The organism is Streptomyces sp. 17_S59, from assembly GCF_056930295.1.
The window spans coordinates 1989655-2015986 of record NZ_JBXOWD010000001.1 but is presented as its reverse complement, the minus strand read 5'-3'; the positions used below and the strand labels follow the sequence as shown (position 1 = coordinate 2015986).

Below are 26332 nucleotides of genomic sequence, written 5' to 3'. Positions count from 1 at the left end.
CTCCCTCCCCTTCCCCACGTCACTTCTTTCCTGGAGAACATCGTGTCCGTACAGCCCGTGGACGTCCTCTACACCGCCGTCGCCACCGCCGAGAACGGCCGTGACGGCCGCGTCGCCAGCGACGACGGCAAGCTCGACGTCGTCGTCAACCCCCCGAAGGAGCTGGGCGGCAGCGGCGCCGGCACCAACCCGGAGCAGCTCTTCGCGGCCGGCTACAGCGCCTGCTTCCAGGGTGCGCTGGGCGTCGTCGCCCGCCAGGAGAAGGCCGACATCTCCGGCTCGACCGTCACCGCCGAGGTCGGCATCGGCAAGACCCCGGGCGGCGGCTTCGGCCTCAAGGTCGCCATCTCGGCGACCATCCCGAACGTCGACGAGGCCACCGCCCGCGCCCTGGTCGAGAAGGCCCACCAGGTCTGCCCGTACTCCCAGGCCACGCGCGGGAACATCGAGGTCACGCTGACCGTCGGCTGACGGCTACGCTTGCCCGCCATGCGAGATCTTGTGGCGGGCATGTCGTACCTGGTCAAGGGCCAGCGGTGGGTGGGGCGCAACCGCCGGCAGTGGGGGTTCGGGCTGCTGCCCGGGCTGATCACGCTGGTCGGTTACGCGGCCGCCGTGGTCGCGCTGGTCGCATGGTCGGACGACGTCATCGCCTGGGTCACGCCCTTCGCCAACGGCTGGGGCTCGCCCTGGCTCGGGCTCTTCCGGGGCGTATTGACGGCGCTGTTCTTCGGCGGCTGCCTGGTGCTTGCGATGATCTCGTTCACGGCGGTGACGCTGCTGGTCGGGCAGCCCTTCTACGAGGAGCTGTCGGCGCGGGTCGACCTTGCGGAGGGCGGCTACGCGCCCGAGTCGGGGATGCCGCTGTGGAAGGAGCTGTGGGTCTCCGCGCGGGAGGGCCTGGCCGTGGTGGTGCGGGCGGCGCTGTGGGGGCTGCTGTTCTTCGTGCTGGGCTTTGTGCCGGTGATCGGGCAGACCGTGGTGCCGGCTGTGGGTATCTGCGTCTCCGCGTTCTTCCTCACCGAGGAACTCACGGCCGTGGCGCTGCAGCGCCGGGGGATGCCGCTGGGGGAGCGGCTGCGGTTGCTGCGGTCGCGGCGCATGCTGGCGCTGGGTTTCGGGGTGCCGCTGGCGTTGCTGTTTCTGGTGCCGGTGGTGGCGGTGCTGGTGATGCCGGGGGCGGTGGCGGGGGCGACGATGCTGGTGCGGGACCTGCTGGCGGAGGGGGCTTTTCCCCAATCCCGCCCCTTCCCGTAACCGGGGGCTCTGCCCCCGGACCCCCGGTCCTCAAACTCCCCCAGCTACCGCTGGGGGTGCCCCCAGGAGGTGCCCCCGGACGGGCTGAAAAATCAGCCCGTCCGGCGTTTGAGGACGATCGCGCGCAGCGCGGTCCTGGGGAAAAGTCACCCCACCTCCGCCGGCACCAGGCACTCCCCGGCCCCCGGGCCCTCCGCCCGGACGTCGCCCTCCGGCCCCCACACCCCGCTCAGCCCGCACGCGTCGTACGGGCCCGACCGGCCCACGTGGTTGGCCAGCAGCACGTACAGGCCGTTGTCCTTCGCCAGGCGCGGGAAGACCTCCGCGCGCTCCGCCTCGCCCCCGCCCCGCCCGTACAGCGAACTCGCCAGCAGCACCCGGCACTTGTCCGCCGCCGCCCGCGCCGCGAGGTCCGGGAAGTGGGCGTCGAAGCAGATGGCGAGGGCGAAGTCCACGCCGTGCAGCGAGAAGCGGCCGCACCCCGTGCCCGCGACGAAGCCCGCCGCCTGCTCGGTGGGCGTCACATGCACCTTGTCGTAGCGGGTCAGCAGCTCGCCGTCCGGCCCGTACACGTACGAGCTGATCGTCGGGCCCTGCGCCGTGCGCCCGGCGCAGTTGACCACGGCCGCCACGCCCGCCGCCCGGCACGCCTCGCGGACCGGGGCGAGCCGGGGGTCGTCCGGGGCCGTGGTGAGCCGGTCCTGGTCGGCGACCACGGCGTCCAGCTCGTAGCCGGTGAGCGCCAGCTCGGCGAAGACCACGAGCGCCGCACCCCGCTCCCCGGCCTCGGTGACGAATCCGGCCATGCGGGCCGCATTGCCCTCGATGTCGCACGGCCGGGGGGCGAACTGCGCTGCTGAAATGATCATGCCGACATCATGGCCGCCCGAGGGTCCCCACCGCGACCCCGAGCAGCGACCGGATCTGCGCGGTGATCGCCAGCCGGTTCCGTACGAGGCCGGGGTCGGTGACCCGGCCCGTCGCCGGATCGCCGTTGCCCTCCCCGAACTCCAGCACCGGCGTGTGCAGGTGCCCGCCCGGCACCCGCAGCCGCACGGCGTCGCGCAGCAGCGTCGCCCGGTAGGCGATCTCGTTGGAGAGGTAGTCGCCCCCGCCGCCCGCCCGGGCCGTGGAGCCCGGCGTCGGGCCGTCCGCGCGCACCACGGGACCGGTGCCGCCGGCCGGGATCTCGGTGACCGAGGTGTGGTCGTGCACCGGGAACGGCCCGCTGTCCGCGGCCGTGAGCGCGGCGTACGGCAGGCTGGTCGTCGTCCACTGCGGCTGCGGGCGGACCGTCGGCACCCCGGCCGGCACGGGGACGGTCTCCGTCCGTGAGACGTCCGCGTTGTCCGGGTAGCCGCCGCGCCAGGCGCCGTTGGTGCGCTCCACGTCGAAGCGGCCGGGCCGGCCCTGGCTGATCGTGGTGAACAGGTCCACCTGCCGCGGCCCGGGCCGGAAGTGCGGCAGCAGCGTGCGCTCCACCGTGCCGTCCGCGAAGTCCGCCCAGCGCACCGGGAAGACGACCGCCTCGACGCGGGCCGGGCCCGCCGGGGTGTCGAGCACGGTGCCGTCCAGGGCGAGCGCCGCCGCACCGGAGGGGTTGGAGCGCCGGATGTCGGAGTCGAGCTGGAACGGATCGAAGCCGGTGATCAGCACCCGCTTCACCGCGTTCCCCGCCGGCAGCTCCACGGAGTCCTGGCCGCGCGAGCCGCGCTCCACCCGTGCCACCAGGCCGGCGCGCCCCCGCTCGTCCAGCGCGAAGTCCGGCCGCCACTCGCGCAGCGCCCGCGTCATGCCCAGCCGCGCCCAGTACAGCGGCCGGTCGTCGTCCCGGCTCAGGTCCCCGCCGTCCGGGCCCCTGCCCTGCGCCCGGTCCACGGCCCGCCGCCACAGCCGCCGCCCCTCCCCGGCCGTCAGCCGCTCGGCCTGCGCGAGCGAGCGGGTACGGGCCAGGGCGCGGGCGAAGCCCGGGGCGACGTCGTCGAACCCGCTGCGGCGCAGGATCTCCTGCGGCACGGCGCCGGCCAGCCGCTGCTCCTCGACGGTGAGCGGCGCACCCTCGGGGCGCGGGGCGGCCGAGGCGGGGGTGGCCAGGGCGAGCGGGACGCAGACGAGGAGGGCGGCGCCGAGCACGCCGAGCCGGACGGTGCGACGGGGTGTGCGGCTGGGTGTGCGGCTGGATGTGCGACGGGGTGTGTGCCGGGGGACAGCCTGAGGCATGCGAGGTATCCATGTGGGTCTCATGAGGCCGAAGGAAATCACCGTGGCCGCTTTGACGGCCAGAGGGCCGCCAACTCCCTTCTGCGGAAGTCGGTTTCAGGCCACAATGGCCTGATGGGCATAGTGGAGTTCCTCACGGACCCGTTCGCACCCTTCGGAAGAGACCGCGCCGCCCCGCTGTTCGACCCCGGCAGCGGCCAAGGCGCCCGGCAGTTCGCGGAGTTGGCCTTCGCGTTATTGCTGTCGTCACTGATCGGGCTGGAGCGCGAACTCCATCAGAAGAGCGCCGGGCTGCGCACCCACACGCTGGTGGGCGTGGGCAGTGCGCTGTTCATGGAGGTGTCGATCCACGGCTTCGGCGCGCTGGGCGGGGACGTCCGGACGGACGGCTCGCGGGTGGCCGCGCAGATCGTGTCGGGCATCGGATTCATCGGCGGCGGCCTGATCTTCGTCCGCCGCGACGCGGTGCGCGGCCTGACGACGGCCGCGACGATCTGGCTGACCTGCGCCGTCGGCATGGCCTGCGGCGGCGGTCTGCTGCTGCTCGGCACGGCCGCGACCCTGGTGCACTTCCTGGTGGTCCGCGGCTTCCCGGTGATGACCAGGCGGCTCGCGGTGGCGCCGACCACCCGCAGGATCGAGCTGCGGCTGTCCTACCGGACCCGGCGCGGACTGCTGGGCCGGGTACTGGAGCTGTGCACCCAGCGCGGCTTCCAGGTGACGGACGTGCGCATCGACGCCGTGACGGCGGCGGGCGAGGGGCACGAGCCGGGCCGGGGCAAGCCCAAGCAGGCGGGCGTGGTGCTGGGCCTGGAGGGCAAGGCGTCCCCGCATCCGCTCGTGGAGGAGCTGACGGACTGGGAGGGCATCCTGGGGGTCGGCCTCAGGGCCCAGCGCGACAGCACCGAGTGACGGGCCGGCGGCGGGGGTTGTTCCCCGGGGCGGGTGAACTCGCTTGTGAGAACGGCCTCTTCATCCGATAACGTGCTGCGCAGAGGGCGAGCGCGGGATCCGCGTCCGTCCTCGGCCGAGGCCTGGGCCCCGACGGCGGGGTGCGCGGGGCGCTGGTCAGCCCGGGGCGAGGGTACGGGCGTCCGTGCCGCGTTCGCGCCCCCGGTGCCGGTGGCGGTCCGGGCCGCTCCCGGGGGCGGGGCCACCTGACAGGCCCCGCCCCCGCTTCCTCGGCCGACCGCTTCGTCAGCCGGCCGCTTCGTCAGCCGGCCGCCGGGCCGTCGGCGGGTCGGTCGCCTGCGGCGGTGATCGTGCGGTACGCCATCTCGGCCAGCTGCCCCTGGCCCTTCTTGCTGGGGTGGAACCAGTCCCACTTGCTCAGCTCCTGCCCCGTGAAGCCGTAGCCGTGCACGCTGTCGTCGAAGCGGCACAGCGCATCCCGCGAGCAGACGTCCTTGAGCGCGGCGTTGTACTCGCCGATCCGCTGGTCGACCCGGTCGCGCCGGGCCTGTGCCGCCGCGTCGTCCGACTCGGCGTCGTGCAGCATCGAGGGGCAGACGCGGCCCAGCTTCCACACCTGGCGGCCGATCAGGTTCTTCCGCCCCTCGGACCACAGCCGCTTGAGGTCCGGCACCCCGGCCACGTACACCTGGGCGGTGGGCAGGGCCTGGCGCAGCTCGTGGAGGGACGCCTCGAAGTCCGCGCGGTAGCTGTCGACGGGCGTCATCTGGTCCTCGTCGGCGCGGCAGGCGTCGTTGGCCCCGAGGAGCACGGTCACCAGCTGGGGCTTCCGCTCGACGGCCGACTGCATCTGGCCGGGCAGGTCGGTCATCCGGGCGCCGGTCTTCGCGTAGTTCCAGCTGGCGGCCTCCGGGGAGGTCAGCAGCCGGCGGGCGAGGCTGTAGACCTGGGTGCCGGTGGCCCAGGAGGCGTCGGGGCAGTCCTCGAGCATGGTGCAGGCGTCGAAGCCGCGGGTGATGGAGTCGCCCAGGGAAGCGATCGACCGGGGGTGGGTGTTCCAGACGGGGCCGGTGGGCCTGGCCTTGGGCTTGGCGCTGGGGGCGGCCTCCGCCTTGGTCTCGCTGTTGCCGCTGTCGCAGCCGGTGGCGAGGAGCGCCGTGGCGAGCACCGCCGCGGCCGCCCGCACGGCCGTCCGCGCGGTCGCCCGTGCGCCTCCCGCCGGCTTGCCCCACCTGCTCGCGACCATTGTGTTTCCCCCTCCGGCCGGGTGATATCTCTCCGGGACCGACGGTACGTCACCCCTGGGCGGTTCCCGCACGGTAGCTTGGGCGGGGGTGATCAACTCTTTCCGGCATCTTTCGCACCGCGGCGACACCACATCACAACACGTCACATCCTGTCCCTTTTCAGGAGAAATGCTCCCCGATGGTGTTTACTGTAGGTAACCTCGCGAGCTGGTGCGGGAGCGCCCATTACTGGAGGACCCGGTGACGACACGTGGAGTTCTGTACGTGCACTCCGCGCCCCGAGCGCTCTGCCCGCACGTCGAATGGGCCGTGACGGGCGTCCTCGGAGTGCGCGTCACCCTCGACTGGATCCGGCAGCCCGCCGCCCCCGGCACCTGGCGCTCCGAACTCTCCTGGCAGGGCCAGGCCGGTACCGCCTCCAAGCTCGCCTCGGCGCTGCGCGGCTGGCACCTGCTGCGCTTCGAGGTGACCTCCGAGCCCTGCGCCACCGCCGAGGGCGAGCGCTACAGCTCCACCCCCGACCTCGGCATCTTCCACGCCGTCACCGGCATGCACGGCGACATCCTCGTGCCCGAGGACCGGCTGCGGGCCGCTCTGGCGCGGGCGGCGCGGGGGGAGACGGAGCTGGAGGCCGAGGTGGCCAAGCTGCTCGGGAAGCCGTGGGACGACGAGTTGGAGCCGTTCCGGTATGCGGGGGAGGGGGCGCCGGTGCGGTGGCTCCACCAGGTGGTGTGAGGGGCACCTCCTGAGCCCCCCCCGCGCGCGGCGGGGTTGTCCTTGAGTGCGCTTCAGCGCCTAGCTTCGGGGCATGTCGGAAACTCGCACCGCCTCAGTCAGCGTCCTCGGCACCGGGATCATGGGTGCCGCCATGGCCCGTAACCTCGCCCGTGCCGGGCTGTCCGTAAGCGTCTGGAACCGCAGCCGGGAGAAGGCCGAGCCGCTGGCCGCGGACGGGATCACCGTGGCCGCCACGCCCGCCGCCGCGGTGGAAGGCGCCGACGCCGTCATCACCATGCTGTACGACGGCCCGGCCGCCCTCGACGTGATGCGCGCCGCCGCCCCGGGGCTGCGCCCCGGCACCCCGTGGGTCCAGTCCACGACCGCCGGGCTCGACAGCTTCGGCGACTTCGCCGCCTTCGCCCGCGCACAGGGCCTGGTTCTCGTGGACGCGCCCGTCCTGGGCACCCGGCAGCCCGCCGAGGAGGGCAAGCTCGTCGTCCTCGCCGCCGGGCCGGAGGAGGTCCGTGCGGGCCTGGCGCCCGTCTTCGACGCCATCGGCACCCGTACGGTGTGGGTGGGCGACGACGCGGCCGCCGGGACCGCGACCCGGCTCAAACTCGTCTGCAACAGCTGGGTGCTGGCCGTCACCCACGGCACCGCCGAGGCGCTCGCCCTGGCGAAGGGCCTCGGCGTGGACCCGGCCGGCTTCCTCGACGCGGTCGCGGGCGGGCCGCTGGACATGGGCTACCTGCGGGCCAAGGCGGCCGTCATCCTCGGCGGCGGCTTCACCCCGCCGAGCTTCGCCACCACCACCGCCGAGAAGGACGCCCGTCTGATCGTCGAAGCGGGCGAGGCGGCCGGAGTGCGGATGGACGTCGCGGCCGCGGGCGCGGAGCGGTTCCGTCGGGCCGTCGAGCAGGGACACGGGGACGAGGACATGGCGGCCTCGTACTTCGCGGGGTTCGGGAAGTAGCCCGGCAGATCCGGCGGATACGTGCATGCATGCGGCGAGGGCCCGCCCCGGGAAACCGGAGCGGGCCCTCGGACGCTCGTCGCGAAAGGTCGGTCAGACCGTCCGCAGGGCGAGCACCACGTTGTGGCCGCCGAAGCCGAAGGAGTTGTTGATCGCGGCGATCGGGCCCTCCGGGAGCTTGCGGGGCTCGCCGATCACGATGTCCGCGTCGATGTCCTCGTCCAGCTCGTCGACGTTGATGGTCGGCGGAGCCGTGCGGTGGTGCAGCGCGAGGACGGTCGTGACCGTCTCGATGCCGCCCGCGCCACCGAGCAGGTGACCCGTCATCGACTTGGTGGCGGAGACCGCGACGTGGTCGAGGTCCTCGCCGAGGATCGAGCGCAGCGCCTTGATCTCGGCGGCGTCGCCCTGCGGCGTGGAGGTGGCGTGCGCGTTGAGGTGCACGACCTCCGACGGCTTCAGGTCGGTGCTGTCGAGCAGGTTCTGCAGCGCGGCCGCGATGCCCCGGCCGGTCGGCTCGGGCTGGGCGATGTGGTGGCTGTCCGCGGACAGGCCCTGGCCCAGCACCTCGCAGTAGACCCGGGCGCCGCGCTTGGCGGCGTGCTCGGCCGACTCCAGGATGACGATGCCGGCGCCCTCGCCGAGGACAAAGCCGTCACGGCCCTTGTCGTACGGACGGGAGGCCTTGGTGGGCTCGTCGTTGTTCTTGGACATCGCCATCATGCTGGCGAACGCCGCGATGGGCAGCGGGTGGATGGCCGCCTCGGTACCGCCCGCGACGACGACGTCGGCACGGCCGGAGCGGATCATCTCGTAGGCGTAGCCGATGGCCTCGGCGCCGGACGCACAGGCGCTGACCGGGGTGTGCACGCCCGCCTGGGCGTTCACCTCCAGGCCGACGTTGGCGGACGGGCTGTTGGGCATCAGCATCGGCACGGTGTGCGGGGAGACGCGGCGGGCGCCCTTCTCCTTGAGCACGTCGTACTGGTCGAGCAGGGTGGTCACGCCGCCGATGCCGGAGGCGACGACCGTGCCCAGGCGCTCGGGGACGACGGACTCGTCGTCGCCGGCCTTGGCGGTGAAGCCCGCGTCGGCCCACGCCTCACGGGCGGCGATCAGCGCGAGCTGGGCCGACCGGTCCAGCTTGCGGACCAGGGGACGGGGCAGTACGTCGACGGGGTCGACGGCGGCAGGCGCGGCGATGCGGACCGGCAGGTCGGCAAAGCGCTCGCCCTCCAGGGGCTTGACGCCGGAACGCCCGGCGAGCAGCCCTTCCCAGGTCGATGCGCTGTCGCCACCCAGCGGTGTGGTTGCGCCGATACCGGTGACGACCACGGTGCGATTGGTCGAGTTCACAGGAATTCTGTCTCCACGTGTAGAGGTGCTGGAACCGCCACCGCATGGGTGGCGACTAGCGCGGTGCCCGAGATCAGGCCTGGTGGTCCAGGATGTACTGGGCGGCGTCGCCGACGGTCTTGAGGTTCTTGACGTCCTCGTCCGGGATCTTCACGTCGAAGCGCTCCTCGGCGGCGACGACGACCTCGACCATGGACAGCGAGTCGACGTCCAGGTCGTCGGTGAAGGACTTGTCCAGCTTGACGTCCTCGACCGGGATGCCCGCGATCTCGTTGACGATCTCGGCGAGGCCCTCGAGGATCTCTTCCTGGGTGGCGGCCATGTGCGGCGCTCCTTCTATCGATAGTGCGGTGGAACTGCGGTAAGGGAACTGCTGAGGCGGGGGACCTCCGGCGGCCGGCCGGGGCCGGCGCCGTGGATCCTGTGCCTAGGGGAGGGTAACGACCGTCGCGGCGTAGACGAGACCCGCCCCGAAACCGATGAGGAGGGCGGTGTCCCCGCTCTTGGCCGCCCCGGTCGCCAGGAGGCGCTCCATGGCCAGCGGAATGGAGGCCGCGGAGGTGTTGCCCGTGGTCTCCACGTCACGGGCGACCGTGACGCTCTCGGGAAGCTTCAGGGTCTTGACCATCGAGTCGATGATCCGCATGTTCGCCTGGTGCGGGATGAAGACGTCCAGGTCCTCGGGGCGGACCCCGGCCTCGTCCAGCGCCTGCTGGGCGATCTTCGCCATTTCGAAGACGGCCCAGCGGAAGACCGCCTGACCCTCCTGGGTGATGGCGGGGAAGCGGACGTCCGTCTCCTCGCGGTACACGTCCCAGGCGACGGTCTGCCGGATGGTCTCGGCCTTGTCGCCCTCGGAGCCCCAGACGATCGGGCCGATCGCCGGCTCCTGCGACGGGCCGACGACCACGGCGCCCGCGCCGTCGCCGAACAGGAAGGCCGTGGCGCGGTCCTCCAGGTCGGTCAGGTCGGAGAGCCGCTCCACGCCGATGACGAGGACGTGCTCCGCGGAACCGCCGGTGACCATGTCCTTGGCGAGCGTCAGGCCGTAGCCGAAGCCCGCACAGCCGGCCGAGATGTCGAAGGCGGCGGGCTTGCCCGCGCCGACCCGGTGGGAGATCTCGGTCGCGATGGCCGGGGTCTGCTTGAAGTGCGAGACCGTGGCGACGACGACGGCGCCGATCTGCTCCGGGGTGATGCCCGCGTCGGCGATGGCCTTGCCGGCCGCCTCGATGGACATCGCGGCCACGGTCTCCTCCGGGCCGGCCCAGTGCCGGGTGGCGATGCCCGAACGCGAGCGGATCCACTCGTCGGAGGAGTCGATGTGCTTGAGGATCTCCTCGTTCGGCACCACCCGGGTGGGGCGGTAGCCGCCCACGCCGAGGATGCGCGCGTACGGCGCCCCCTTGGCGGCCTTGATCTTGGTGGTCATGCTCTGGGGCTCCTTATTCGGCCGGGACCGCGCCGTCGGCCGGGGCGGCCTCGGCGGCGTGCTCGGCGATCAGCTCGCGAGCGGCGTCGAGGTTGTCCGGGGTCTTCAGCGCGAGGGTCTTCACGCCCGGCAGGGCGCGCTTGGCCAGGCCCACGAGAGTGCCGCCCGGCGCCACCTCGATGATCGCCGTGACGCCGAGCTCCTTGAAGGTCTCCATGCACAGGTCCCAGCGGACCGGGTTGGCCACCTGGCCCACCAGCCGGGAGACGACCTCCTGGCCGGAGGAGACGACCTGCCCGTCCTTGTTGGAGACGTAGCGGGTGTGCGGGTCGGCCGGGGTCAGCTCCCGGACCGCGGCGTCGAGGGCCGAGACGGCGGGCGCCATGTGGTGGGTGTGGAACGCGCCCGCGACCTTCAGTGTCACGACCTTGCGGGTGCCCTCGGGCTTGTCCTCGACCAGCGCGTCGATCTGCGCCTTGGTGCCGGCCGCCACGATCTGCCCCGCGCCGTTCACATTGGCCGGAGTCAGGCCGAGCTTCTCCAGGTGAGGGAAGACGGCCTCGGGCTCGCCGCCGAGGAGGGCGGCCATGCCGGTCTCGGTGACCGCGGCGGCCTCGGCCATGGCCAGCCCGCGCCTGCGGACCAGCTCCATGGCGGAGCGCTCGGACAGCACACCGGTGAGCGCGGCGGCGGCCAGCTCGCCCACGCTGTGCCCGGCGGCGGCGCCGACCAGGCGGCCGAAGTCCTCGGGCGTGGCGAACAGCTGCCCCGCCGACACCAGGGCGGAGGCGACCAGCAGCGGCTGGGCCACCGCGGTGTCGCGGATCTCGTCGGCGTCGGCGTTCGTGCCGTAGTGGACAAGGTCCAGGTCGATGGCGGCAGACCAGTCCCGCAGGCGGTCTTCAACACCGGGGAGGTCGAGCCAGGGGGTCAGGAAGCCGGGCGTCTGAGCGCCCTGGCCGGGAGCGACGAGTACGAGCACCCTCACACTCTCTCTCGGGGACGGCATCGGCCACCCGTGGGGACAGGGACGAAGAACCGTCGGGGGAATTGTTGGCGTTCGACAAAAGCCTAAGGGTGTCACTCCGTGTCGGCCAGACGCCCGAGGATCAAGGCGATCCGCAGCGTGAATGCCGAGCGGACATCGGAGGGTGACCAGCCGGTGACGTCCGTCACACGTCGGAGCCGGTATCGCACGGTGTTGGGGTGGACGAACAACATGCGGGCCGCGCCCTCCAGGCTGCTCGCCTGCTCCAGGTACACGCTGAGGGTCTCCAGCAGGGCCGAGCCCGCTTCCTCCAGCGGTCTGTAGATCTCCTCCACCAGCTGTTCCCGCGCGACAGGATCCCCGGCCATCGCCCGCTCCGGCAGGAGATCGTCGGCGAGCACGGGCCGGGGGGCGTCGGGCCAGGCCGCGCTCGCCTTCAGGCCGGCCGCCGCCGCCTGCGCGGACCGGGTCGCCGCGAGCAGGTCGCCCACCACGGGGCCGGCCACCACCGGGCCCGGCGCGAACGGGCCGATCAGCGCCTTCGCGGCCTGGATCGGGCTCTCCGCGCCGCCCGCGATCACCACCAGCCGGTCGCCGAGCACCCCCGTCAGCACCTGCACCTTGGCGTGCCGTGCGGCCCGGCGGATCGCCTCCACCGTCAGCTCGCTGTCCCCGTTGGGGGCCGTGCCCAGCACCACGCAGACGTTGTCGGGCGAACTCCAGCCGAGCGCCGCCGCCCGCGACAGGGCGCCCTCGTCCGCCTCGCCCGACAGCACCGCGTTGACGACCAGCGACTCCAGCCGGGCGTCCCAGGCGCCGCGCGCCTCGGCGGCCTGTGCGTACACCTGGGCCGTGGCGAAGGCGATCTCCCGCGCGTACACCAGCAGCGCCTCGCGCAGCGAGCGCTCGTCGCCCGGCGCGGCCACCTCGTCGATGGCCGATTCCATGACCTCGATGGTGGTCCGCACCATCTCCACGGTCTGGCGCAGGGTGATCGCCCGGGTCAGCTCGCGGGGCGCCGTGCCGAACACGTCGGTGCTGATGGCCTGCGGGGTCTCCGGATGCCGGAACCACTCCGTGAAGGCCGCGATGCCGGCCTGGGCCACCAGGCCGATCCAGGAGCGGTTCTCCGGGGGCATCGCCCGGTACCACGGCAGCTGGGCGTCCATCCGGGCGATGGCCGCGGCGGCCAGCGTTCCGGAGGACTTCTCCAGGTTGCGCAGGGTGGCGCTGTGGGGGTGCGGGGTCTCAGCAGCTGGTTCAGGCACGGGACAAGCCTGCCTTATTCGGGTGCGGTCCGGAGCCGCCGGGACCCCTGCGAGGTGTCTCACAGGGCTACGGTGGGCCGATGACGTACGTGCAGCGGGCCGCCGAGCGCTACCGGGGCGGCGAACCGGCGGCCGGGATCGAGACCTGGCACGCCTTCTCCTTCTCCGGCTTCTACGACCCCGACAACGTGCGGTTCGGGCCGCTCGCCGCCTGCAACGAGGAGCGCCTGGCGGGCGGCGCGGGCTTCGCCGCGCATCCGCACCGGGACGTGGAGATCGTCACCTGGGTGATCGAGGGCGAACTCACTCACGAGGACTCCACCGGGCATGTGGTCACGGTACGCCCCGGCGACGTCCAGCGGCTCAGTGCGGGCTCCGGCGTGCGCCACTCGGAGCGCAACGAGGGGTCCGTTCCGCTGCGGTTCGTCCAGATGTGGCTGACCCCGTCCGAGTTCGGGGGCGAGCCCTCGTACGAGGTGGTGCGGGGCATCGCCGACGGCACGCCGTTCGCGCTGACGCGGGCGGAGGCGGTGCTGCACGTGCGGCGCCTGGGGCGTGCCGAGCGGGCGGCGCTGCCGGATGCGCCGTGGTTGTACGTGCATGTGGTGCGCGGAGCGGTCCGCCTGGCCGGCGAGGTATTGCGCGAGGGGGATGCCGCACGCCTCCTGGACGCGAAGGGCGTCACCGCCGAGGCCATCACCTTCCCCGCGGAGTTGCTGGCGTGGGAGATGCACGCCGAGCCGCATTTCGGGTAGCCCCGGCGCTGCGCGCCGGGGATTCCGCCCACCCGCCCGCCCGTTACCCGGCACGTCATGGTGCAGTGGGCAACGGACGGGCGGGCGGGTCATGCCGAGCGGAGTTCGGCGAGGACCGCGTCCGTCAGGGGCGGCCATGCCTCCACGGCCCACGGGCCGAAGTTGCGGTCCGCGAGGGCCACGCAGGCCGCGCCCGCCTCCGGATCGACCCACAGGAACGTGCCGGCCTGGCCGAAGTGCCCGTAGGTGCGGGGCGAGGACGAACTCCCCGTCCAGTGCGGCGACTTGGCGTCCCGGATCTCGAAGCCGAGCCCCCAGTCGTTGGGGCGCTGGTGCCCGTAGCCCGGCAGCACGCCCGTGACCCCGGGGAAGGCCACCGAGGTGGCCTCCGCCACCGTGCCGGGCGACAGCAGCCGCGGCGCCTGCAGCTCCGCGGCGAAGCGGAGCAGGTCCTCCACCGTGGAGACGCCGTCCTTGGCCGGCGAGCCGGGGAGGTCCGTCGACGTCATGCCGAGCGGCTCCAGGACGGCCTGGCGCAGGTACTCGGCGAAGGGGATGTCCGTGGCCTTGGCGATGTGGTCGCCCAGCACCTCGAAGCCCGCGTTGGAGTACAGCCGCCGGGTGCCCGGCTCGGCCATGGCGCGGTGCTCGTCGAAGGCCAGCCCGGAGGTGTGCGCCAGCAGGTGCCGCACCGTGGCCCCGGCGGGCCCGGCCGGCTCGTCCAGCTCGATCGCGCCCTCCTCGACGGCGATCAGCGCGGCGTAGGCGGCCAGCGGCTTGGTCACGGACGCCAGCGCGAACCGGCGCTCCGTCGGCCCGTACCGCCCGGCCACCGTGCCGTCGGCGCGGACGACGGCCGCGGCGGCGTTCTCCACCGGCCAGTTCTCGATCAACTGCAGGCTTTCCATGCGGTGGAGCCTACTTGCTTGGAGTGCACTCCAACTCTCTAGCGTTGGGGACGACGCATGAACGTGCGGCTCGCGAGGGGGAAGTGGCATGACCGTGGTGGAGAGCATCCCGGTACCGGAGCTGGTCCGGGTGCGCAGGTGCGCGGAACTCGACCGGCACCGCGACCGGCGGCCGGAGGGCCGGGACCGCTACACGATCAGTGAGGTGGCCGCCTACGCCGGGCTGTCCGCCCACACCCTGCGCTGGTACGAGCGGATCGGGCTGATGCCGCACGTCGACCGTTCCCACACGGGCCAGCGCCGCTACACCGACCGCGACCTCGACTGGCTGGACCTGGTGGGCCGGCTGCGGCTGACGGGCATGCCCGTGGCCGACATGGTCCGCTACGCGGAGCTGGTCCGGCAGGGGGAGCACACCGTCGCCGAACGCGAGCGGCTGCTGAGCGTGCACCGCGAGGACGTACGCAGGCGCATCGACGAACTGCGCAGCACGCTCGACGTGCTCGACTACAAGATTGACATCTATGCCGACGCCCGCCGCCGGGCGTCCGAAGGGGCATGACGTACACATGAGCAGTGAGAAGATCGCAACCGTCGCACTCGGCAACGGCGGCCCCGAGGTCGGCGTCCAGGGCCTCGGCTGCATGGGCATGAGCTTCGCCTACGGCCCGACCACGGACGAGGGCGAGGCGCGGGCGGTGCTGGAGCGGGCGCTGGAGCTGGGCATCACGCTCTACGACACCGCCGACATGTACGGGATGGGGGAGAACGAGAAGTTCATCGCGCCCTTCATCCGTGCCAACCGCGAACACGTGGTGCTGGCCACGAAGTTCGCGATCGCCCCGGACCCCGAGGACCCGACGAACACCTCGAAGCGCACCATCCGCAACGACCGCGCGTACATCCGCCAGGCCGTCGAGGGCAGCCTGCGGCGGCTGGGCGTCGACGAGATCGACCTGTACTACATGCACCGGCGCAACCCCGAGGTCCCGCTGGCGGAGTCGGTCGGCACGATGGCCGAGCTGGTGGCGGAGGGCAAGGTCAAGCACCTGGGCCTCAGCGAGGTGACGGGCAGTGAGCTGCGCGAGGCGCAGGCGATCCACCCGATCGCGGCGGTGCAGTCGGAGTGGTCGCTGTTCAGCCGGGACATCGAGACGAACGTGGTGCCGACGGCGAAGGAGCTGGGCGTCGCCCTGGTGCCGTACTCGCCGCTCGGCCGGGGCTTCCTGACCGGTGCGTTCGTCAGCGCGGACAAGGAGCTGTCGAGCGACGACTGGCGGCGCACGCAGCCGCGCTTCACGGGTGACAACGCGGCGGCCAACGCGGCGCTGCTGGAGCCGGTGCGGAGCATTGCCGAGGCGCACGGTGCGACGGTGGGTCAGGTCGCGCTGGCGTGGGTGCAGCAGCGGGCGGCGGTGCACGGCCTGCCGGTCGTCCCGATCCCGGGCACGCGGCGGCGGTCGCGGCTGGAGGAGAACGCTGGGGCGACGCGGGTGTTGCTGAGCGCGGAGGAGTTTGGGGCGCTGGAGCCGATTGCGGGAAAGGTGGCCGGGGGGCGGTACGCGGACATGGCGTACACGTCGGAGGGGCGCGAGTAGGCGCCTGCGGCGGGCCCTTTCCCCACCCCGCCCCTTCCCGTAACCGGGGGCAGAGCCCCCGCCCTGCGGCGGAGCCGCATATCGGATACAGCGGGAAGGGGCGGGGTGGGGAAAAGTCACCCCTCACCCGGCGTCACCAGCCCCGACTCGTACGCAAAGATCACTGCCTGCGCCCGGTCCCGCAGGCCCAGCTTCGCCAGCACCCGCCCCACATGCGTCTTCACCGTCTGCTCCGCCAGCACCAGCGACGCCGCGATCTCCTGGTTGGACAGCCCGCGGGCGATCAGCTCCAGGACCTCCGTCTCCCGCGGCGTCAGCCCGTTCAGCCGGACCGAGCGGTTGCGCCGGGGCGCCGGGCGCTTGGCGAAGTCGGCGATGAGGCGGCGGGTGACGGAGGGCGCCAGCAGGGCCTCCCCGGCCGCGATCACCCGCACCGCGGAGATCAGGTCCGCCGGCGGGGCGTCCTTGAGGAGGAAGCCGGAGGCGCCCGCGCGCAGCGCCTCGTAGACGTAGTCGTCCACGTCGAAGGTCGTCAGCATCAGCACCTTCGGGCGGTGCACCACACCCGGCGGCGGGTCGAGGATCTGGCGTGCGGCCTCCAGGCCGTCCATCTCCGGCATCCGGACGTCCATCAGGACCACGTCCGGGTGCGCGGAGCGGCTCAGCGCCACGCCCTGCCGCCCGTCCGGCGCGTCGCCGACGACGTCGATGTCGGCCTGGGCGGCCAGCAACGCGGCGAAGCCCGCCCGCACCATGGCCTGGTCGTCGACGATGATCACCTTGATGGTCATGCGGGGGAACTGTCCTCTTCTCTCGTGAGCGGGAGCCGGGCGGCCACGCGGAAGCCGCCGTCCGGCAGCGGCCCGGTGTCGAGCGTGCCGCCGACCAGGCGGACCCGCTCCCGCATGCCCACCAGGCCGTGGCCGGTGCCGGAGGTCTCCAGCGGCCCGCCGGGCGCCCCGGTCCCGGCCGCGTTGACCACCACGAGCGTCAGGCCCGTGGCGGCCTCGTCGACCGACACCGACACCCGGGTCGCCGCTCCGGGCGCATGCCGGACGACATTGGCCAGGGCCTCCTGGACGATGCGGTACGCCGACAGGTCCACGGCCTGCGGCACCTCCGGCAGCCCGGACACCCCGGGCATCACCAGCTCCACCGGTAGCCCGGCCCGCACGGTCGACTCGACGAGCTGCCCGATCCGCGCCAGGCCGGGCTGCGGCGCCCGCTCCGGGCCGCCGTCCGCGCCGCCGGAGGCGTCCTCGCTGCGCAGCACGCCGAGCAGCCGGCGCATCTCGGTCAGCGACTCCCGTGCGGCGGCGGCGATCGAGGCGAACTCCTCGCGGCCCTCGTCCGGCAGACCGGCGATCCGGTACGGGGCGCTGTCCGCCTGGACCGTGATCACGGACATGTGGTGGGCGACGACGTCGTGCAGTTCGCGCGCGATCCGGGCGCGCTCCTCCAGCAGCGTCCGGCGGGCGCGCTCGGCCTCGCTGATCGTCTCCTGCTCGGCCAGCGCCCGCTGGGCGTCGCCGCGCTCCCGCAGGGCGCCGCCGGTCAGCAGCAGCACGCCGCCGACCAGGAACAGCGCCAGCCAGGCGCCGTTGCTGCGGGCGGGGGAGACGCCCTGGAAGAGGACGCTCACGGCGCCCAGCACGGCCCAGACCGTCAGCAGCGTGCCGCGCCGCTCGCGCAGGCCGAGGGCGAGCAGCAGCAGGAGCATCCCGATGATCCCCATCGGCGTCCACGGCCAGATGCGGTCCATGCGCGCCGCGCCGGCCAGTCCGAGGAGGGCGCCGACGACGTGGGAGGGGAACGCGATCTCCCAGGCGAGCAGCGGCCGGCGCACGGCGATCAGCAGGGGCACGGTCTGGGTGACGGCCAGCAGTGCGGCGAGGGCGGGGTTCAGCCCGTAGACCTTGGTCAGCTGCACGGCCGTCACCGGCAGCAGGATGGCGATGAACAGCGCCGCGACGGCGTACGGCAGGCGCCGCACCCAGCGCCTGCGGGCATGGCCGAGCAGCGGCGCCGGCTCTCCGGCCGGGGTGAAGGACTTGCGCAGGCGTACGAGCACGGAGGGGGCGGAGGGGTCCGGGGCGGCCGCGGACGGCGGGGATGGCGGGGGCGGTGACTTGGGCATGACGCGCTCAGCGTAGATCGCCGGGCGGGTCCGGGGCGTCACACTGGGGTGCCGTATGCGAGGGCGGGACTCATACCCCGGTATTGGTTCGCGTGGCCGGGCAAGGCCGCGGGCCGAAGCGGAGTCGCGGCCGGATCCGGGCTCCTGAGCAGGGGCGTACGTCCCGGCCCGGGCCGGAGCCGAGGCAGGTCGCGCGGGCAAGGCGGCAAGGCGGGCCGGACGGGCCTGCGGCCCGGTTACAGCTCCGCCAGCAGCTCGGCCTTCTTCGTGCTGAACTCGTCGTCCGTCAGCAGCCCCGCATCGTGCAGCTCGCCCAGGTGCCGGATGCGCTCGGCGATCCCGCCGGGGTCCGGGCGGGCGGCGGGCGCGGTGTGCGCGGGCACGGCGGGGGACTTGGCCCGCACCGCGGCCAGGACCGCCGCCGCGAACGGCAGCGACTCGTGGACCAGGCCGTAGCCCCTGCCGAAGACGACGGCGGCCGGATCCTGGTCGGCGGGCTCGGGCCGGTGGCCCTCGGTGCCGCGGCGGACGAGCCGCAGGTGCCCGCCGTGTGCGTCGGCGGCGTCGGGGGAGCGCCACTCCACGCCGGTCAGCTCGTCGACGGGGAAGCGCTGGTCGCCGGCCTTCCACTTGGCGGAGGAGGCGCCGGTCCAGAACCAGCGGAAGGAGACGGCGTCGCCGTCGAAGGACGCCTTGCCGTCGTACGCCTTGAAGGAGAGCGGCGGCACCGGGGCCGCCACCAGGTGGTGCTCGGCGGGCTCGGCGGCGGCGGGGCCGAGCCGGGTCCGTATCTCCTCGGCGTAGTACTCGGCGAGCAGCTCGCGCTCGGCCGGGAGCACCAGCCGGTACGGGTCGTAGGCCTCCTTGAGCCGGCCGCCCGCGGCCTCGACGAGCGGATCGGCGCCGGGTCTGGGCACGGCGCGCAGCACCACCGTCCCGTGCTTCCCGGGGGCCTGCTCGACGCCCGCCAGCGCCTCGTAGGGGATGCGCCGCTCGCCGAGCGCCTGGAGCAGCTTCGGAGTGCGGATCCCCCGTTCGAAGCGGATGAGCACGGAGTCCGCGTCGAACTCCCAGACGGTGTGGAAACCGGCCAGCACATCACCCATGCCGCTCATCGTATGCGCCGCCCGCCCGGTAGTCCCCCTTCCGGGCGCCGGGCGCGCTACGCGCGTCAAGCCGCGGGGACGGCGGCGTCCGCCTCCACGCCGGCCGTGCAGTCACTGGAGTCACCGGCGCACCGGACGGAGCCGGGGTCCCCCACGCCGATGCCGGCGAAGTTGGCCAGACTGGTGGTGCCGGGCGCGAAGTAGCCGGCGTGGCCGCGGGCCCCGGAGGCGGAGAGGACGCGGGCCCCGAAGCCCTCGGAGACCGGGTCGGCGCCATGGCCGAGGCCGCCGACCTCCATGTGGGGCACGCCCTGGATCCAGTCGTCCGGGTCGCGCATCGCCCATATCCGGGCGCTGGTGCGCAGGTCGGAGGCGTGCTCGGCGCGCATGCCGGGGCTGCCGGCGACCGCGACGTCCGTGACGCGCGGGGACATGTCGCGGGCGGCGACGCCGCACACCACCGATCCGTAGCTGTGGCAGATCAGCGAGACCTTGGAGCCGCCGGGCAGCGTGCGCACCAGCTTCCGCAGCCGCAGCGCGCCCTCGGCGGCGAGCTTGCCGGTCGCGGCGTCCATGCCGACGCCCACGGGCGAGGTGTAGTCGGCCCAGGCGATGACGGCCGTCCGGGTGCCGGGGCGGGCCTTCCCCTCGGCGGCGTAGAGGGAGCGGGCCATGCCCACCGGGGCGCTGTAGGCGCGCTGGGTCTTCTCGAACGTGAGGATGTTGGTGTCGACGCCCGGGACGACGACGGAGACCCGCTCGGCCCGGTCGAGGTCGCCGAAGACCTCGGCGACGCGGCCGGGGCCGGCGGGGTCGAAGGCGAGGATCTGCCGGCCGTCGGCGAGCAGGGAGTCGAAGCGGTGCATCCGGCGGCCGGCCTCGTAGCGGCCGGCGGCGGTGAGGGCGTTGTCGTGGGTGCGGCGCTCCTCGACCGTGCGGGCCGCGGCGAGCGCGGCCCGGTTGGCGTGGTAGCGCAGCTCCACGGGGGCGCCGGCGAGGTTGCCGACGACGAAGGGGTAGTGGTCGGCGAGCCACTCGCGCTGGCCGCCGGAGAGCGAGCCGAGGAAGCGCGCCACGGTGCCGGGGTCCGCGTCGGGCGAGGGCAGCGGACGGCCGGCCACGGAGCCGTGCAGCCATGCCTTGAGCGAGGCCGCACGCAGGTCGGTGGCCTCCCGCTGGCCCCGGACGGCGGTCCAGCCGGTGGTGGCGAGCATGACGAACACCACGGCCAGCGCAAGCAGTGCGCGCCAGACCGTGGTCGCGTTCGTCCAGGGAATCGGGGAGGGGGAGCCGAGCTCCGGGAAGGAAGTCACCGCGGACCACAGTAGGAGAAAGCCGCGCGCCGCTGTGAATCCGGTGAGCTATCTCACGTTTGGATCAACGGCAATTGGGCTCACTCGGTCCCCTGCCGTTCAGGAACGCCAGCTTTCCGCCAGGGCCGGTCCGATCTGGTCCAGATACCGTGCGGTGGCCTGCCGCAGCTGGGCCATGTCGCCGTTCACCACGTCGGCCCAGAGCTTGCCGGTCTCCCGCATCACCCCGCTGAACGCGGCGACCAGGATGCGCGGCCGGGGATCGTCCGCGGGCAGCCCCTCCCGCCGCGCCAGCTCCAGGGCCAGCTGGTCCTCCAGCTCGGCGAGGCGGCGCAGATGGGCGGCGAGCAGCTGCGGGGTCTCCTGGATCATCCGGTAGGTGCGGATGTGCAGCTCCAGCGGGACGACCGCCCGGATGGCCTCCTCGATGGTCTCCCAGGAGGCGAGGACCGCGGCCCGGAGTGCGGTCAGCGGCGGCTCCTCGGCGGGGCGCTCGTACACGGCGGCGAAGAAGTGCGACTCCACCATGTGCTGGACGGAGAGGGCGACTTCCTCCTTGTTGGCGAAGTAGCGGAAGAACGTGCGCTGCGAGACGTCCGCCGCACCGGCGATCTCGTCGACGGTCGTGCCCTCGTACCCCTTGGCCGAGAACAGCTCCAGTGCGGACCTGATGAGGGCGTCCCGGGTCCGCTGCTTCTTGCGCTCGCGCAGCCCGGCCGAGGGCGGCACCGCACGCCCCGGCGCTCTCTCGATCGCCTGCATCCTCGCCTCTTCTCGCTGTCTTTCCGCTGCTCAGGATAGCTGTGGTCGATATGACAGATCATGACGGATGAAACTGTTTGTCAAGTGGCAGTGGCTGTCATAATCTCGGAGCATGACGTCTCAGACCACCGTCGCCGACGCGACGCCGGAACTCGGTCCCCGGAACGGACTGCGGGGCCATCCCTGGCTGACACTTGTTACCGTCGCGATTGGCGTGATGATGGTCGCGCTCGACGGCACGATCGTCGCCATCGCCAACCCCGCCATCCAGAAGGACCTGGACGCCTCGCTCGCCGATGTCCAGTGGATCACCAACGCCTATCTCCTCGCCCTCGCCGTGGCCCTGATCACCGCCGGCAAGCTCGGCGACCGCTTCGGCCACCGTCTGATCTTCCTCATCGGCACCGCAGGCTTCGCCGGCTTCTCCGGGCTCATCGCCCTGTCGGGCAGCGTGTCGATGATCATCACCTTCCGTGTACTCCAGGGCCTGTTCGGCGCGTTGCTCATGCCCGCCGCGCTCGCCGTGCTGCGCGCCACCTTCCCGGCCGAGAAGCTCAACATGGCCATCGGCTTATGGGGCATGGTCATCGGTGCCTCGACGGCCGGCGGACCGATCGTCGGCGGACTGCTCGTCGAGCACGTCAACTGGGAGTCCGTGTTCTTCATCAACGTGCCGATCGGCATCCTCGCCGTCGTCCTCGGCCTGGTCATCCTCAAGGACCACCGCGCCGAGGAGACCCCCAAGTCCTTCGACTTCCTGGGCATCGCGCTGCTGTCCGCGGCGATGTTCTGCGTCATCTGGGCGCTGATCAAGGTGTCCGTCTGGCACTGGACGAGCAGCAAGACGCTGCTCTTCCTGGGCGTGTCCTGCCTGTGCTTCATCCTCTTCGCCCTCTGGGAGTCCAGGACGCGCGAGCCCCTGCTGCCGCTCGGCCTGTTCCGGTCGGTGGCGCTGTCCGCCGGTACGGTCCTGATGGTGCTGATGGCCTTCGCCTTCATCGGCGGCGTCTTCTTCGTCACCTTCTACCTGCAGAACATCCACGGGATGGCCCCGGTCAACGCGGGTCTGCACCTGTTGCCCCTCACCGGCATGATGATCGTGGCCTCACCCATCGCGGGCGCGCTCATCACCAAGTACGGACCGCGTGTCCCCCTGGTCGGCGGCATGGTGAGCACGGCGGTCGCCTGCTTCGGGATGGTCACCCTGGACGCCGACACCGGCACGGGCGTGATGTCGGTGTGGTTCGGCCTGCTCGGCTTCGGCCTCGCGCCGGTGATGGTCGGCGCCACCGAGGTCATCGTCGGCAACGCGCCGCTGCGGCACGCCGGTGTCGCGAGCGGCCTCCAGCAGGGCGCCATGCAGATCGGCGGCTCGCTCGGTACGGCCGTGCTGGGCGCGGTCGTCGCCTCCCGGGTCGACAACCTGCTGCCCGACAAGTGGGCCGACGGGGGCCTGCCGCAGCTCCCGCCCGAGCAGATGGACCACGCCAAGGAGGCCGTCCAGCTCGGCATCGCCCCCGTGCCGCCGCACGCCGCGCCCGATGTGGCAGCGAAGATCACGTCCATTGCCCATGACACCTTCATGTCGGGCATGGGACAGGCCTTCACCATCGCCGGGGTCGTCTCCGTCTTCGCCGCGGTCGTCGCCCTGTTCACCAAGCGTGGCGAGAACGTCGAGGCCGGAGGCGGCGCGGCACACATCTGAGCCACCTGAGGCATCTGAGCCACCTGAGCCACTGTGTCCCCCGAAGGGAGCGGGGGCGGTACCTCGGTACCGCCCCCGCTTCTGCTGCGCTTCCCCTATCAGGGCATGGCCGGGTCGGCCCTCTTGGCAGTGCGGATCTTCGGTGACGAGACTCGTCTGACCATTCGACTGTGCGACTGGGGAGGGACCCGTATGCGTAAGTTCCGGCGTAACGCCGTTGTTGCTCTCGGCCTTGCGGCCGTGCTGGGGTGCGCGATTGCGCCTGCGGCCAGTGCGGAGCCTGCGGGCCGTACGGGCAGCTGTGCGGCAGGGCAGCTGTGCATGTGGCCCAAGACGGGGTACCGGGGGGCGCGGACGACGAGCGAGCTGGCGGGCATCGACATCGAGAGCTGTATCGCCTTGCCGGGCGGGGGGACGGCGGCTTCGTTCGTCAACCGGACGGGGCGGCCCGTCACGACGTATCAGAGCGCCACGTGTGCCGAGACCGGGGAGTTCTCGACGTATCCGTCGGGGTCGTGGGTGCCGGAATCGCCGTACGTGGTGCGGGCGTACAAGGTGTGGGAGCAGTAGCGGGGTTGCCGTCTGGGGTGGGCGCCGGTTTCCGGCTGCGGGTGGCTTGCGCCCACCCTCCCCCATTGCCTGAACGGCATGGGGGCACCCCCATCGCCTGGGGGCACCTCCCAGCGGTAGCTGGGGGAGGAACGATTGCCCACAAGCAGGACGGCTCCCGACCGGCAAAGCCGGTCGGGAGCCGTCGTCAACCTGTCAACGCTTACGCGTCGCCGCCCGCTGCGCCCGGGTCGGCTGCTGCCACGTCGAGGAGCTGGTAGCGGTCGATCGCCTGCTTCAGGGCCGAGCGGTCGATCTTGCCGTCCTTGGCCAGCTCGGTGAGCACGCCCAGGACGATCGACTGCGCGTCGATGTGGAAGAAGCGGCGGGCCGCGCCACGCGTGTCCGCGAAGCCGAAGCCGTCCGCGCCCAGCGACTGGTACGTGCCGGGCACCCAGCGCGAGATCTGGTCCGGAACCGCACGCATCCAGTCGGAGACGGCCAGCTTCGGGCCCTCGGCGTCGGCGAGCTTCTTCGTCACGTACGGGACGCGCTGCTCCTCCTCCGGGTGCAGGAGGTTGTGCTCCTCCACCGCGATGGCGTCACGGCGCAGCTCGTTCCAGGAGGTCGCCGACCAGACGTCCGCCTTGACGTTCCACTCCTCGGCGAGGATCTTCTGGGCCTCGAGGGCCCACGGCACGGCCACGCCGGAGGCGAGGATCTGCGCCGGGATGGCGCCGGCCTCGCCCGCCTTGTAGCGGTACAGACCCTTGAGGATGCCCTCGGCGTCCACGTTCTCCGGCTCGGCCGGGTGCTGGATCGGCTCGTTGTAGACGGTGAGGTAGTAGAAGATGTCCTCCGCGTTCTCGCCGTACATGCGGCGGAGACCGTCCTGGACGATGTGCGCGATCTCGTAGCCGAACGCCGGGTCGTACGCGACGACGGCCGGGTTGGTCGAGGCCAGCAGGTGCGAGTGGCCGTCGGCGTGCTGGAGGCCCTCACCGGTGAGGGTGGTGCGACCGGCGGTGGCGCCGAGCACGAAGCCGCGCGCCAGCTGGTCGGCCATCTGCCAGAACTGGTCACCCGTGCGCTGGAACCCGAACATCGAGTAGAAGACGTAGATCGGGATCAGCGGCTCGCCGTGCGTGGCGTAGGCGGAGCCGGCGGCGATCAGCGAGGCGGTGCAGCCCGCCTCGGAGATGCCGTCGTGCAGCATCTGGCCGGTCGGGGACTCCTTGTACGCCAGCAGCAGCTCGCGGTCCACGGCCTCGTACTGCTGGCCCAGCGGGTTGTAGATCTTCGCCGACGGGAACAGCGAGTCCATGCCGAAGGTGCGGTACTCGTCGGGCGCGATCGGCACGAAGCGCTTGCCGATCTCCTTGTCCCGCATGAGGTCCTTCAGCAGGCGGACGAACGCCATGGTGGTGGCGATCGACTGCTGGCCGGAGCCCTTCTTGATCGGGGCGTAGACCTTGTCGCCCGGCAGGTTCAGCGGCTTGGACCGCACGACACGGGTCGGCACATAGCCGCCCAGCGCCTTGCGGCGGTCGTGCATGTACTGGATCTCCTCCGAGTCGCGGCCCGGGTGGTAGTACGGCGGCAGGCCGGACTCCAGCTCCTTGTCGGCGATCGGGATGTGGAGGCGGTCCCGGAAGCGCTTGAGGTCGTCGACCGTCAGCTTCTTCATCTGGTGGGTCGCGTTGCGGCCCTCGAAGTTCGGGCCGAGCGTCCAGCCCTTGACCGTCTGCGCGAGGATCACGGTCGGCTGGCCCTTGTGGGCCTTGGCCGCCGCGTACGCCGCGAAGATCTTCTTGTGGTCGTGACCGCCGCGGCCCAGGTGCAGGATCTGGTCGTCGGTCATGCCCTCGACCATCTTGCGGAGACGCTGGTCGTCGCCGAAGAAGTGCTCGCGGATGTACGCACCGGTCTCGGTGGCGTACGTCTGGAACTGGCCGTCGGGGGTGCTGTTGAGCTTGTTGACCAGGATGCCGTCCCGGTCCTGGGCCAGCAGCGGGTCCCAGGAGCGGTCCCACACCAGCTTGATCACGTTCCAGCCGGCGCCGCGGAACTGCGACTCCAGCTCCTGCATGATCTTGCCGTTGCCGCGCACCGGGCCGTCGAGGCGCTGGAGGTTGCAGTTGACGACGAAGGTCAGGTTGTCCAGACCCTCACGGGCGGCCAGGGACAGCTGGCCGAGCGACTCCGGCTCGTCCATCTCGCCGTCGCCCAGGAACGCCCAGACGTGGGACTTGGAGGTGTCGGCGATGCCGCGCGCCTCCATGTAGCGGTTCATGCGGGCCTGGTAGATCGCGCCGAGCGGGCCGAGGCCCATCGAGACGGTCGGGAACTCCCAGAAGTCCGGCATCAGGCGCGGGTGCGGGTACGACGACAGGCCGTAGGGCGCCTTCGACTTCTCCTGGCGGAAGGCGTCCAGCTGCTGCTCGGACAGTCGGTCCAGCAGGAAGGCGCGGGCGTAGACGCCCGGGGAGGCGTGGCCCTGGAAGAAGATCTGGTCGCCGCCGTCGCCCTCGTCCTTGCCGCGGAAGAAGTGGTTGAAGCCCACGTCGTACAGCGAGGCGGAAGAGGCGAAGGTGGCGATGTGGCCGCCGACGCCGATGCCCGGGCGCTGGGCGCGCGAGACCATGACGGCCGCGTTCCAGCGGGTCGCGTTGAGGACCTTGCGCTCGATCTCCTCGTTGCCGGGGAAGAACGGCTCGTCCTTGGTCGCGATGGTGTTGACGTAGTCCGTGCTGCGCATCTCGGGCACGGCCACGCGCTTCTCACGCGCCCGTTCGATCAGGCGAAGCATGAGGTAGCGGGCACGTTCGCGGCCTCGCTCGTCGACGGCCGCGTCGAGCGAGTCGAGCCATTCCTGGGTCTCTTCGGGATCGAAGTCCGGGACCTGGCTGGGAAGACCGCCAATGATGATCGGGTTGCGATCGGATCCGGAAGCCACGCTGTTCCTTCGCTGTTCGGTCGTGTCGTGTCGTGCACTGCGCGCAGCCTGTTCCTGGCGCGCGCTCTTGCTGTGCACGCGGTCGACACGGTCTTTGCTTATATGTCGCGCCGGCTCCCATCGTGGACCTCGGCGGCGGAAACGTCATCTCTACTGGGCGGTAACCACCA

At 72.3% G+C, this 26332-nt stretch carries 25 protein-coding genes; 10 read left to right on the top strand and 15 right to left on the bottom strand.

Annotation, left to right across the window (positions count from 1 at the left end; genetic code table 11):
• Nucleotides 1-42 precede the first annotated feature (42 nt).
• Together AC1Z4A_RS08895 and AC1Z4A_RS08890 are read left to right on the top strand one after the other, a co-directional pair.
• Complete coding sequence (locus tag AC1Z4A_RS08895) at nt 43-471, top strand: organic hydroperoxide resistance protein (RefSeq protein WP_483677331.1); 429 nt, start codon at nt 43-45, stop codon at nt 469-471.
• Nucleotides 472-489: 18 nt separating this feature from the next.
• A complete protein-coding gene (locus tag AC1Z4A_RS08890; RefSeq protein ID WP_483677330.1) occupies nt 490-1257 on the top strand; it encodes an EI24 domain-containing protein in 768 nt (255 codons plus the stop codon).
• 146 nt (nt 1258-1403) lie between these two features.
• On the opposite strand, the gene AC1Z4A_RS08885 is transcribed toward AC1Z4A_RS08890, so the two are convergent.
• On the bottom strand, nt 1404-2126 hold the full coding sequence (locus tag AC1Z4A_RS08885) for a carbon-nitrogen hydrolase family protein (protein WP_483677329.1): 723 nt from the start codon (nt 2124-2126) through the stop codon (nt 1404-1406).
• Between the two features lie 7 nt (nt 2127-2133).
• Complete coding sequence (locus tag AC1Z4A_RS08880) at nt 2134-3477, bottom strand: pyroglutamyl-peptidase I (RefSeq protein WP_483677328.1); 1344 nt, start codon at nt 3475-3477, stop codon at nt 2134-2136.
• A gap of 114 nt (nt 3478-3591) precedes the next feature.
• Here AC1Z4A_RS08880 and AC1Z4A_RS08875 point away from each other — a divergent pair, with 114 nt between their 5' ends.
• Nucleotides 3592-4389 carry an MgtC/SapB family protein gene (locus tag AC1Z4A_RS08875; RefSeq protein ID WP_483677327.1) on the top strand — a complete coding sequence of 266 codons (798 nt, stop codon included), beginning with the start codon at nt 3592-3594 and terminating at the stop codon, nt 4387-4389.
• A gap of 301 nt (nt 4390-4690) precedes the next feature.
• On the opposite strand, the gene AC1Z4A_RS08870 is transcribed toward AC1Z4A_RS08875, so the two are convergent.
• Nucleotides 4691-5635 (bottom strand): SGNH/GDSL hydrolase family protein, encoded by a 945-nt coding sequence (locus AC1Z4A_RS08870; protein WP_483677326.1) that lies wholly within the window; start codon nt 5633-5635, stop codon nt 4691-4693.
• A gap of 241 nt (nt 5636-5876) precedes the next feature.
• Between AC1Z4A_RS08870 and AC1Z4A_RS08865 the strand changes: the two genes are divergently transcribed.
• Together AC1Z4A_RS08865 and AC1Z4A_RS08860 are read left to right on the top strand one after the other, a co-directional pair.
• The gene (locus AC1Z4A_RS08865) at nt 5877-6371 is read left to right on the top strand and encodes a DUF3145 domain-containing protein (protein ID WP_483677325.1); all 495 of its coding nucleotides are present in this window, start codon (nt 5877-5879) and stop codon (nt 6369-6371) included.
• 73 nt (nt 6372-6444) lie between these two features.
• Nucleotides 6445-7329 (top strand): NAD(P)-dependent oxidoreductase, encoded by an 885-nt coding sequence (locus AC1Z4A_RS08860; protein ID WP_483677324.1) that lies wholly within the window; start codon nt 6445-6447, stop codon nt 7327-7329.
• A 93-nt stretch (nt 7330-7422) separates the two neighbouring features.
• On the opposite strand, the gene fabF is transcribed toward AC1Z4A_RS08860, so the two are convergent.
• The 5 genes from fabF to AC1Z4A_RS08835 form a co-directional block, all read right to left on the bottom strand.
• Complete coding sequence (gene fabF, locus AC1Z4A_RS08855) at nt 7423-8685, bottom strand: beta-ketoacyl-ACP synthase II (RefSeq protein WP_483677323.1); 1263 nt, start codon at nt 8683-8685, stop codon at nt 7423-7425.
• Between the two features lie 73 nt (nt 8686-8758).
• Entirely contained in the window at nt 8759-9007 is a 249-nt protein-coding gene (locus AC1Z4A_RS08850) for an acyl carrier protein (protein WP_483677322.1), read from the bottom strand.
• Nucleotides 9008-9112: 105 nt separating this feature from the next.
• The gene (locus AC1Z4A_RS08845) at nt 9113-10117 is read right to left on the bottom strand and encodes a beta-ketoacyl-ACP synthase 3 (RefSeq protein ID WP_483677321.1); all 1005 of its coding nucleotides are present in this window, start codon (nt 10115-10117) and stop codon (nt 9113-9115) included.
• A gap of 13 nt (nt 10118-10130) precedes the next feature.
• Nucleotides 10131-11099 (bottom strand): ACP S-malonyltransferase, encoded by a 969-nt coding sequence (locus AC1Z4A_RS08840; RefSeq protein ID WP_483677320.1) that lies wholly within the window; start codon nt 11097-11099, stop codon nt 10131-10133.
• Between the two features lie 98 nt (nt 11100-11197).
• Nucleotides 11198-12373: a PucR family transcriptional regulator gene (locus tag AC1Z4A_RS08835; protein WP_483677319.1), complete on the bottom strand. Its 1176-nt coding sequence runs from the start codon at nt 12371-12373 to the stop codon at nt 11198-11200.
• Between the two features lie 80 nt (nt 12374-12453).
• Here AC1Z4A_RS08835 and AC1Z4A_RS08830 point away from each other — a divergent pair, with 80 nt between their 5' ends.
• Nucleotides 12454-13128 (top strand): pirin family protein, encoded by a 675-nt coding sequence (locus tag AC1Z4A_RS08830; protein WP_483677318.1) that lies wholly within the window; start codon nt 12454-12456, stop codon nt 13126-13128.
• An 89-nt stretch (nt 13129-13217) separates the two neighbouring features.
• Here AC1Z4A_RS08830 and AC1Z4A_RS08825 read toward each other — a convergent pair whose 3' ends face one another.
• Complete coding sequence (locus AC1Z4A_RS08825) at nt 13218-14036, bottom strand: serine hydrolase domain-containing protein (protein WP_483677317.1); 819 nt, start codon at nt 14034-14036, stop codon at nt 13218-13220.
• A gap of 88 nt (nt 14037-14124) precedes the next feature.
• Here AC1Z4A_RS08825 and AC1Z4A_RS08820 point away from each other — a divergent pair, with 88 nt between their 5' ends.
• The gene (locus AC1Z4A_RS08820; RefSeq protein WP_483677316.1) at nt 14125-14598 is read left to right on the top strand and encodes a MerR family transcriptional regulator; all 474 of its coding nucleotides are present in this window, start codon (nt 14125-14127) and stop codon (nt 14596-14598) included.
• A 7-nt stretch (nt 14599-14605) separates the two neighbouring features.
• The gene (locus AC1Z4A_RS08815) at nt 14606-15634 is read left to right on the top strand and encodes an aldo/keto reductase (RefSeq protein ID WP_483677315.1); all 1029 of its coding nucleotides are present in this window, start codon (nt 14606-14608) and stop codon (nt 15632-15634) included.
• A gap of 116 nt (nt 15635-15750) precedes the next feature.
• On the opposite strand, the gene AC1Z4A_RS08810 is transcribed toward AC1Z4A_RS08815, so the two are convergent.
• The 5 genes from AC1Z4A_RS08810 to AC1Z4A_RS08790 form a co-directional block, all read right to left on the bottom strand.
• Nucleotides 15751-16425 carry a response regulator gene (locus AC1Z4A_RS08810; protein ID WP_483677314.1) on the bottom strand — a complete coding sequence of 225 codons (675 nt, stop codon included), beginning with the start codon at nt 16423-16425 and terminating at the stop codon, nt 15751-15753.
• On the bottom strand, nt 16422-17771 hold the full coding sequence (locus tag AC1Z4A_RS08805; protein ID WP_483677313.1) for a sensor histidine kinase: 1350 nt from the start codon (nt 17769-17771) through the stop codon (nt 16422-16424). The genes AC1Z4A_RS08810 and AC1Z4A_RS08805 overlap by 4 nt, the downstream gene beginning before the upstream one ends.
• Nucleotides 17772-18007: 236 nt before the next feature.
• Nucleotides 18008-18877: a DUF4429 domain-containing protein gene (locus AC1Z4A_RS08800; RefSeq protein WP_483677312.1), complete on the bottom strand. Its 870-nt coding sequence runs from the start codon at nt 18875-18877 to the stop codon at nt 18008-18010.
• A 65-nt stretch (nt 18878-18942) separates the two neighbouring features.
• On the bottom strand, nt 18943-20190 hold the full coding sequence (locus tag AC1Z4A_RS08795) for an alpha/beta hydrolase (RefSeq protein ID WP_483677311.1): 1248 nt from the start codon (nt 20188-20190) through the stop codon (nt 18943-18945).
• A 99-nt stretch (nt 20191-20289) separates the two neighbouring features.
• The gene (locus AC1Z4A_RS08790; protein WP_483677310.1) at nt 20290-20952 is read right to left on the bottom strand and encodes a TetR family transcriptional regulator; all 663 of its coding nucleotides are present in this window, start codon (nt 20950-20952) and stop codon (nt 20290-20292) included.
• 112 nt (nt 20953-21064) lie between these two features.
• Here AC1Z4A_RS08790 and AC1Z4A_RS08785 point away from each other — a divergent pair, with 112 nt between their 5' ends.
• Nucleotides 21065-22657, top strand: coding sequence for an MFS transporter (locus AC1Z4A_RS08785; RefSeq protein ID WP_483677309.1), 1593 nt, complete (start codon nt 21065-21067; stop codon nt 22655-22657).
• A gap of 105 nt (nt 22658-22762) precedes the next feature.
• Nucleotides 22763-23227, top strand: coding sequence for a peptidase inhibitor family I36 protein (locus tag AC1Z4A_RS08780; RefSeq protein WP_483677308.1), 465 nt, complete (start codon nt 22763-22765; stop codon nt 23225-23227).
• 202 nt (nt 23228-23429) lie between these two features.
• Here the strand turns inward: AC1Z4A_RS08780 and aceE are convergent, their stop codons facing one another.
• Nucleotides 23430-26162 carry a pyruvate dehydrogenase (acetyl-transferring), homodimeric type gene (gene aceE, locus AC1Z4A_RS08775; RefSeq protein ID WP_483677307.1) on the bottom strand — a complete coding sequence of 911 codons (2733 nt, stop codon included), beginning with the start codon at nt 26160-26162 and terminating at the stop codon, nt 23430-23432.
• Between the last annotated feature and the right edge of the window lie 170 nt (nt 26163-26332).

Excerpts from the sequence above, each read along its gene's own strand:
- AC1Z4A_RS08890 (WP_483677330.1), top strand. The coding sequence starts at position 490 with ATGCGAGATCTTGTGGCGGGCATGTCGTACCTGGTCAAGGGCCAGCGG.
- AC1Z4A_RS08885 (WP_483677329.1), bottom strand. The coding sequence starts at position 2,126 with ATGATCATTTCAGCAGCGCAGTTCGCCCCCCGGCCGTGCGACATCGAG.
- AC1Z4A_RS08880 (WP_483677328.1), bottom strand. The coding sequence starts at position 3,477 with ATGCCTCAGGCTGTCCCCCGGCACACACCCCGTCGCACATCCAGCCGC.
- AC1Z4A_RS08875 (WP_483677327.1), top strand. The coding sequence starts at position 3,592 with ATGGGCATAGTGGAGTTCCTCACGGACCCGTTCGCACCCTTCGGAAGA.
- AC1Z4A_RS08870 (WP_483677326.1), bottom strand. The coding sequence starts at position 5,635 with ATGGTCGCGAGCAGGTGGGGCAAGCCGGCGGGAGGCGCACGGGCGACC.
- AC1Z4A_RS08860 (WP_483677324.1), top strand. The coding sequence starts at position 6,445 with ATGTCGGAAACTCGCACCGCCTCAGTCAGCGTCCTCGGCACCGGGATC.
- AC1Z4A_RS08850 (WP_483677322.1), bottom strand. The coding sequence starts at position 9,007 with ATGGCCGCCACCCAGGAAGAGATCCTCGAGGGCCTCGCCGAGATCGTC.
- AC1Z4A_RS08845 (WP_483677321.1), bottom strand. The coding sequence starts at position 10,117 with ATGACCACCAAGATCAAGGCCGCCAAGGGGGCGCCGTACGCGCGCATC.
- AC1Z4A_RS08830 (WP_483677318.1), top strand. The coding sequence starts at position 12,454 with ATGACGTACGTGCAGCGGGCCGCCGAGCGCTACCGGGGCGGCGAACCG.
- AC1Z4A_RS08825 (WP_483677317.1), bottom strand. The coding sequence starts at position 14,036 with ATGGAAAGCCTGCAGTTGATCGAGAACTGGCCGGTGGAGAACGCCGCC.
- AC1Z4A_RS08820 (WP_483677316.1), top strand. The coding sequence starts at position 14,125 with ATGACCGTGGTGGAGAGCATCCCGGTACCGGAGCTGGTCCGGGTGCGC.
- AC1Z4A_RS08815 (WP_483677315.1), top strand. The coding sequence starts at position 14,606 with ATGAGCAGTGAGAAGATCGCAACCGTCGCACTCGGCAACGGCGGCCCC.
- AC1Z4A_RS08810 (WP_483677314.1), bottom strand. The coding sequence starts at position 16,425 with ATGACCATCAAGGTGATCATCGTCGACGACCAGGCCATGGTGCGGGCG.
- AC1Z4A_RS08805 (WP_483677313.1), bottom strand. The coding sequence starts at position 17,771 with ATGCCCAAGTCACCGCCCCCGCCATCCCCGCCGTCCGCGGCCGCCCCG.
- AC1Z4A_RS08800 (WP_483677312.1), bottom strand. The coding sequence starts at position 18,877 with ATGGGTGATGTGCTGGCCGGTTTCCACACCGTCTGGGAGTTCGACGCG.
- AC1Z4A_RS08790 (WP_483677310.1), bottom strand. The coding sequence starts at position 20,952 with ATGCAGGCGATCGAGAGAGCGCCGGGGCGTGCGGTGCCGCCCTCGGCC.
- AC1Z4A_RS08785 (WP_483677309.1), top strand. The coding sequence starts at position 21,065 with ATGACGTCTCAGACCACCGTCGCCGACGCGACGCCGGAACTCGGTCCC.
- AC1Z4A_RS08780 (WP_483677308.1), top strand. The coding sequence starts at position 22,763 with ATGGCCGGGTCGGCCCTCTTGGCAGTGCGGATCTTCGGTGACGAGACT.